The organism is Rhizobium sp. P2_G2, from assembly GCF_056403555.1.
On sequence record NZ_JBFUFF010000196.1, the window covers coordinates 1 to 5,762 of the forward strand.

Annotated in this window: 11 protein-coding genes; 9 read left to right on the top strand and 2 right to left on the bottom strand. The window is 56.9% G+C overall.

What is annotated here, in order from left to right; translation table 11 throughout:
* Positions 1–213 precede the first annotated feature (213 nt).
* From AC1D06_RS41460 to AC1D06_RS41500, 9 genes are all read left to right on the top strand, one after another.
* Positions 214–612, top strand: a complete 399-nt coding sequence (locus AC1D06_RS41460) for a hypothetical protein (RefSeq protein WP_477878646.1) — start codon at positions 214–216, stop codon at positions 610–612.
* Positions 613–851: 239 nt separating this feature from the next.
* The gene (locus AC1D06_RS41465; RefSeq protein WP_477878645.1) at positions 852–1,142 is read left to right on the top strand and encodes a hypothetical protein; all 291 of its coding nucleotides are present in this window, start codon (positions 852–854) and stop codon (positions 1,140–1,142) included.
* 45 nt (positions 1,143–1,187) lie between these two features.
* Positions 1,188–1,460, top strand: coding sequence for a hypothetical protein (locus AC1D06_RS41470; protein ID WP_477878644.1), 273 nt, complete (start codon positions 1,188–1,190; stop codon positions 1,458–1,460).
* Positions 1,461–1,957: 497 nt separating this feature from the next.
* Positions 1,958–2,182: a hypothetical protein gene (locus AC1D06_RS41475; RefSeq protein ID WP_477878643.1), complete on the top strand. Its 225-nt coding sequence runs from the start codon at positions 1,958–1,960 to the stop codon at positions 2,180–2,182.
* Positions 2,183–2,485: 303 nt separating this feature from the next.
* On the top strand, positions 2,486–3,385 hold the full coding sequence (locus tag AC1D06_RS41480; RefSeq protein ID WP_477991290.1) for a hypothetical protein: 900 nt from the start codon (positions 2,486–2,488) through the stop codon (positions 3,383–3,385).
* Positions 3,386–3,535: 150 nt separating this feature from the next.
* Positions 3,536–4,042 (top strand): YciE/YciF ferroxidase family protein, encoded by a 507-nt coding sequence (locus AC1D06_RS41485; RefSeq protein ID WP_477878641.1) that lies wholly within the window; start codon positions 3,536–3,538, stop codon positions 4,040–4,042.
* Between the two features lie 234 nt (positions 4,043–4,276).
* Entirely contained in the window at positions 4,277–4,558 is a 282-nt protein-coding gene (locus AC1D06_RS41490) for a hypothetical protein (protein ID WP_477878640.1), read from the top strand.
* A 34-nt stretch (positions 4,559–4,592) separates the two neighbouring features.
* Positions 4,593–4,772, top strand: coding sequence for a hypothetical protein (locus AC1D06_RS41495; protein WP_477878639.1), 180 nt, complete (start codon positions 4,593–4,595; stop codon positions 4,770–4,772).
* A gap of 27 nt (positions 4,773–4,799) precedes the next feature.
* The gene (locus AC1D06_RS41500; protein WP_477878638.1) at positions 4,800–5,036 is read left to right on the top strand and encodes a DUF2158 domain-containing protein; all 237 of its coding nucleotides are present in this window, start codon (positions 4,800–4,802) and stop codon (positions 5,034–5,036) included.
* Here AC1D06_RS41500 and AC1D06_RS41505 read toward each other — a convergent pair.
* Positions 5,033–5,284 carry an ATP-binding protein gene (locus tag AC1D06_RS41505; RefSeq protein WP_477991292.1) on the bottom strand — a complete coding sequence of 84 codons (252 nt, stop codon included), beginning with the start codon at positions 5,282–5,284 and terminating at the stop codon, positions 5,033–5,035. The two genes, AC1D06_RS41500 and AC1D06_RS41505, sit on opposite strands and share 4 nt — an antisense overlap.
* A gap of 90 nt (positions 5,285–5,374) precedes the next feature.
* Positions 5,375–5,762 (bottom strand): BON domain-containing protein (locus AC1D06_RS41510; protein WP_477991294.1); only part of this gene is annotated, 388 nt, incomplete at its 5' end.

Below are 5,762 nucleotides of genomic sequence, written 5' to 3' on the forward strand. Positions count from 1 at the left end.
GCGCAGTACGGCACCTGGGAGATGAAGCGGCTGACAAGGTCGGTCGCCGAACGCGCGCTGCGGACAATCAATTCTCCCTCCCCCAGAGAATAAAGATGTTCAACAGCGAGTTATCCCAAATAAAAATATTCCGGGCCAAGTGGAACGTTTTGCACAGCATAGAGTTATGTCTGGGCGGGAGGCAGTCTGCCGGTCCGCCCCGGCGCTTCTCGCATGACCGCTCTCCATCAAGCTCTTGCACCCTCCTGCGCTTGTCAAGTTGAACCAACTGATCTCCCTGATCAGCCAACGTTGAGAGCGGTCTCTTCCAAGCTCATCGACACCCGCCAACTTAAGAAATACTATCGTCGACTCGAGATTGCCGATTCGACTCTATCGAATAAAGGGGGTGACGCTATGGCGTCCAAAGTGCTTCGGGCGGCCTCGTTGGCGATGGTGCAGGATATCTACTACGACGTTATTTCCAGGCCCTCGTTTGATCGCTCCGCCAAGAATGATAGAGAGTTTGCACTTGAGCTTCTGGTAGCATTCCGCAAAGGAATAAACCTTGATGACGATCTTCAAAAACACGCTGAGATGATCGCCAGGGCTCGTTTCTTCAAAGCGGCTTAGGCACTGACTGCCACGGTGCTTGCCGCTATGAGATTTCGCCGGCGATGTCGAGATCGCCCGGCGACGTGCCACCCGTATATTGCTGAAAAAACGGGGCCCGCACCGAATTTTTCGCTATGGTCGGTCTCGACGCTCTTGGTATAGACACAATTTTAAATTATATAATAACAGTGAAATGCAATTGAAGAGGGCGCATTCCGTACAGGTGAAAACCTGGCCCCAACCGAAAGGAGGACAAAATGTCTTCCAGCAACATCCGTCATCATCTTACATCATCGGACCTGACCATGCTCGAGGGCGTCCTGCGAAAAGCTGGCTTCAGCGGCACAGAGGCGTCCGTTGATCCCGACGCGCTGAGCGACGCCGGTCGGTTCCTCATCGATCTTTTTGGAGACGGAAACGACTCCGAGCAAGACTTGCTGGCCGCGCTCGAGCACCGCGGCATGCATACAGGCTCAGGCCGGAATATGACCCCAACGCAGTCAAGAACGGAGGCGCTCGATCGCTGGTCCGACGAGGGCGGCAACTGATCGGATTCGAGACAGAAAATCGCCGCAACGAGAACGAGGCCCCAAATGACCGACCGCACGACCGAAACCGAAATAAAATTTCGCCACCCATTTTTTCTCAATTCACTGACGAAACCGATGGCGGCGGGAACCTATCGTCTTACAGTCACGGAAGAATTGATCGAAGGGCTGTCCTTCACCGCATACAGAAAGACAGATGCCAGGCTGGAGATACCGGCCATCGAAACGCCCGCCGGCTCGCGGCAATATCTTCAGGTGACGGTGGGTGAGATCGAGATGGCCCACGCACAGGACGTCTTGGAAGACCCCGGCCAGTAAACCTTGTCAACCGCAACGGTGGCATCACGTCGAAAACGGCCCGTTCCACGTAGTTCTTGAGGATCGAATGACCAGACGCACGGACAACAGATATGACGCTCGCCGTGAAGAAGACGGGACTTGGACGGTGTACGACATATTCACGGGTACGGCGACTTTGTGGGAAAATCGGATTCTGCATGGCCTTGATGCGGATGACGCCGATGACCTCGTTGATCTCATGAATAGTCGAAATGCAGACGCTCGACGATCGATACCCTGACTCCCAGAGTTAGCAGGCACGACCACAGGCAGCCCATTGCCGTCTGGCGAACGCCGCTTTCTCCTGCTGGTACGGCCACCCATGAGGCGGCAGATCATCATGCCCGGATGTATGAATCCATTTATTGCCTCTGTACGCTATCGCTCACTGCAAATGTTTTTGGAACGCTTGGGTTGGGGACGGGTTAGCAGAGGGAGGCCACTGATGGCCTCGCCGCGTACCCAAGGAGAGTATCATGGCAAATCAAGGTGGATCCCACGACCAGCACGTCAAGTCCGGGCAGCAGAGCCACAAGAATTCGGACACGTCCTCGTCCGGTTCGGCTGCCGGCAAGTCTGACGCAAAGTCAAACAGCAAATCGGATGCCAAGACCGACGCCAAGTCGGAAGCCGGCACCCGCGGCGGCAGCCACGAGCAGCACGTGAAGGCCGGGCAGCAAAGCCACAAGAGCAGCAAGTAATTTTCTGCAAAAAGATTGGAACGGTCCGCCACGGCGGACTTTTCTATGTGATGTACAGCGTGCTTGCTCCTGGCGTCAAGCAACCACACCCTTCTTCGCCTCCATCTCCACCGACAAAATCTGATAATATTCAGGAACCTTCGCGCGTCTCCTTTGTTTTTCCGATGTCTCGGCGCTGGTGCCGTCGCTTTGTTAAGAACTGTTTGGAGATTTTACATGGGTCGCGGTATTCTACTTTGGCTTCTAGGCATCCCCCTGCCGATCATCCTGATCCTTATGCTCTTTTGGCACTGAGGAGGATCGATGACAATTTCCCAGAATTCGATCGTCGCGGACACCCCCGTCGAATCGTCATCCTCCGCTGTTAACTGGGCGCCGATAATCGCGGGTGCTTTCGCTGCCGCGGCGATCTCGCTGGTATTGCTTTTGGTGGGCGCTGGACTTGGATTCAGCATGGTTTCCCCCTGGCAGTCGCAAACTGCTTCCGCCGCGGCGCTCGGCGTATCAGCCGCGGTTTGGCTGGTCGTCGTCCAATGGCTCTCGGCAGGCGTTGGCGGCTACGTTACGGGGCGGCTTCGGACGAAGTGGGTTGGCGTGCACACCCACGAGGTCGGCTTTCGCGATACGGCGCATGGCTTTCTTGCATGGGCGCTGGCGACACTCATGGTTGCCGGTCTTCTCAGCTCGAGCGTATCGGCCATCGTTGGCGCAGGCGTTCAAGCGACGGCAACGACGGTTGGCGGAGCCGCCACGGTCGCAGCCAATAAGGCCGGAGACCTCTCGACATCCTATTTCACCGATGCGCTGCTGCGTCCGGCAAACCCGGCGACAGCGACGACGACGGCCAATCCGGGAACAGCCAGCGCGGAGATTTCCCGTATTCTCGCCAATGCGACGATACAGGGCAAGATGTCTGACGATGATCGGACTTACGTCGATCGCCTCGTCGCATCCAGGACTGGTCTTAGCGAAGCCGATGCCAAGAAGCGCGTCGATACCGTGTTGGCCCAGGTGGATGATGCGAAGGCGGCAGCCCTGCAAGCCGCCGACAAGGCCCGCAAAGCCTCTTCCGTGGCTGCTCTTCTCGCGGCTCTCAGCCTGTTCATCGGCGCTTTCATCGCGGCGGTGGCGGCGGCTGTCGGAGGCCGTCAGCGCGACGATGACGAAGACGCCGTCCTGCTGGCTCAAAACCGGGCTGCTTGAGAATGGAGCGCGCAAGCGCTCCATCTTTCATTGCCCTTGATCTTTCGGTTGTCTGTTCTGCGAACTTATCGGTTTCAGACGAGAAAGAGGAACTTCGCTTGCCTGAGAGAGTTCAGACTCGTACCCCTCAAAAATTGAACGGATTTTACAATGCCTACTGAAAAGACACTCAATGACCTGTTCCTCGATACTTTGAAAGACATTTACTTCGCCGAGAAGCAGATCCTCAAGACGCTGCCGAAGATGGCCCGTGCGATGCAGTCGGAAGAAGGCAAGGCCGGCTTCCTGCAGCATCGTGACGAGACCCAGGGGCAGATCGAACGGCTCGAACAGGTGTTCGAATTGATCGGCAAGCCGGCACGCGGCAAGACCTGCGAAGCCATCCAGGGCATCCTCGCCGAGGGCGAGGAGATCATGGAAGAGTATAAGGGCACGGCGGCGCTCGACGCCGGCCTGATCTCTTCGGGCCAGGCCGTCGAACATTACGAGATCGCCCGCTACGGCACATTGAAGTCCTGGGCGAAGCAACTCGGCCTGAAGGACGCAATTCCGCTGCTCGATGCCAATCTCCAGCAAGAGATTGCCACAGATCAGAAATTGACGGCGCTCGGCGAAGCGACCGCCAATCCTAAGGGCGCTATGAAAAAAGCCAGCTGAACCAGCCAATCCCAACGAGGCCGCCTTCGAGGCGGCCTTTTCATTTCTCGCATACCCGCGATGGCATCGCCCAGCATGCAAACTCATTGCTCGGCGGGATGTGGCTGCACTCGATCGGGAATATAAACGTCTGAACTATTCGGCCGCTCCCCGGCTGCGCCGCTCACGAAACGTCCGATATCGGACATTTTCCCTTGATATTCGGGTTCGAGAAGCGCAAGGATTCATCAAGGCTTGAGAGAGCTGGTGGGAATTTCACCAGGAGTTGCAGCCATGCCAATATCCGAGAGCGCAGGCACGTTTCAGCCCCATCAAGTCGAGCTGCTGCAGAAGACTTTCAACGGCATTGTCCAAGAGCCATGGTTTGCCCGCTCGATGGAGAATGACCGGGTTTTCGCAGGCATCGTCGTGAAGTCCTACAGGGACGGCATGACAAATGAGGCGATTTTGTCCCGATACGTGCGGACCATTGCCCGGCAACGCTTTTCCAAGGAGAACGCAGGAAGCGGCAATTGATTGCGTCCGTGTTGCGACAGCTTAGGAGGCTGAAATGCAAACCGAATTCGAACCCGCCGTCAGGCCGATGAGTGTGAACGAGCGCCGGGAGTTAACGGACGGCGTTTTCCGGGTGATTGTCGAGGCAGAGACTGCGGCAAGGCGGCAGAAGACGCAGCGCCTGCGGGAAGAGCGGGAAGCCAGCGAAGCGACCACCAGCAATCACGCCTCGTAACCTGGCTGGGCCGACAGGAGACAAGATTTGTCGGATCAAATTTTCAAAATTGGTGATGTTGTCACCATGCGGCGTGGCGGACCGTTGATGACCGTCTTTTACACCGAGATCGATGAATCCGGGCCTGAAGTGCACTGCAAGTGGACCGCTGAGGGTTCAGAGCACCAGCGCGGCTTTGCCGCGAGCATGTTGACTGTGCATCCAGTCCGAAAATCGCAAGCCAGTGGGTTTCGCAGTCAAGTGAGAGAGAAAGCAGACACTTAGTTCGTAAATCTGCCTGCCCCGACGGCATTCTTGCTCACGCCCAGCGGCATGCGGAAAACGAAACTGGTCCTCTCCAAGGTCGAGGTCACGGTCAGCGTGCCGCCGTGAATGCGGGCTATTTCGCTGGCAATGAACAGGCCAAGGCCAAGACGTTGCTGGTTTCCCTCGCCGCGCTTGAACGGCTTGAACAGATTGTCCATCGCGCCGCGGGGATCGGAGGTCCGGGAGTGCGGGCCTGGAGCGCTCACCGCCCGGCACCCTCGGGAAAATATACGCCTACTTCCGGAAGGAAGCATGGAATTCCTCCACGGCGGTCTCGAACGTCCCCCAGGTGCCGCTTACAACAGAACCGTGAGTTCGTTAAAAACGGACCCGACACCGGGGGTCAATCTGGCAATATCGGCCGCTTGAGTCTTTTCGGCAGAGGTCGACACCCATCCCGCCAAAGTTATGGCAGAGCCATTGGCACTGACGAAAATAAAGCGCCCATCCAGATCAGGCGGTCGTGTAAACCCTCGTTCCACGGCCAAGGCGATGTCCGCAGGCTCGGCACAGATGGCCTGACGCGCGGATCGAGAATGCGAGATTTTGACGCGTTCCACGACGACTTCCTTTTGAAACTGAAAATCTTGCTGCTGCTTTCTGCGGGCCGGATGTATTTCAACAAATACAGGCGGAAAACCGATCGGACAGGAAGGAGTTCGTCTGCCATAAGTCGGCCATAGG

What these genes read in the sequence shown, in the direction of transcription:
- AC1D06_RS41460 (WP_477878646.1), top strand. Translation starts at nt 214, where the DNA reads ATGACCGCTCTCCATCAAGCTCTTGCACCCTCCTGCGCTTGTCAAGTT.
- AC1D06_RS41465 (WP_477878645.1), top strand. Translation starts at nt 852, where the DNA reads ATGTCTTCCAGCAACATCCGTCATCATCTTACATCATCGGACCTGACC.
- AC1D06_RS41470 (WP_477878644.1), top strand. Translation starts at nt 1,188, where the DNA reads ATGACCGACCGCACGACCGAAACCGAAATAAAATTTCGCCACCCATTT.
- AC1D06_RS41475 (WP_477878643.1), top strand. Translation starts at nt 1,958, where the DNA reads ATGGCAAATCAAGGTGGATCCCACGACCAGCACGTCAAGTCCGGGCAG.
- AC1D06_RS41480 (WP_477991290.1), top strand. Translation starts at nt 2,486, where the DNA reads ATGACAATTTCCCAGAATTCGATCGTCGCGGACACCCCCGTCGAATCG.
- AC1D06_RS41485 (WP_477878641.1), top strand. Translation starts at nt 3,536, where the DNA reads ATGCCTACTGAAAAGACACTCAATGACCTGTTCCTCGATACTTTGAAA.
- AC1D06_RS41495 (WP_477878639.1), top strand. Translation starts at nt 4,593, where the DNA reads ATGCAAACCGAATTCGAACCCGCCGTCAGGCCGATGAGTGTGAACGAG.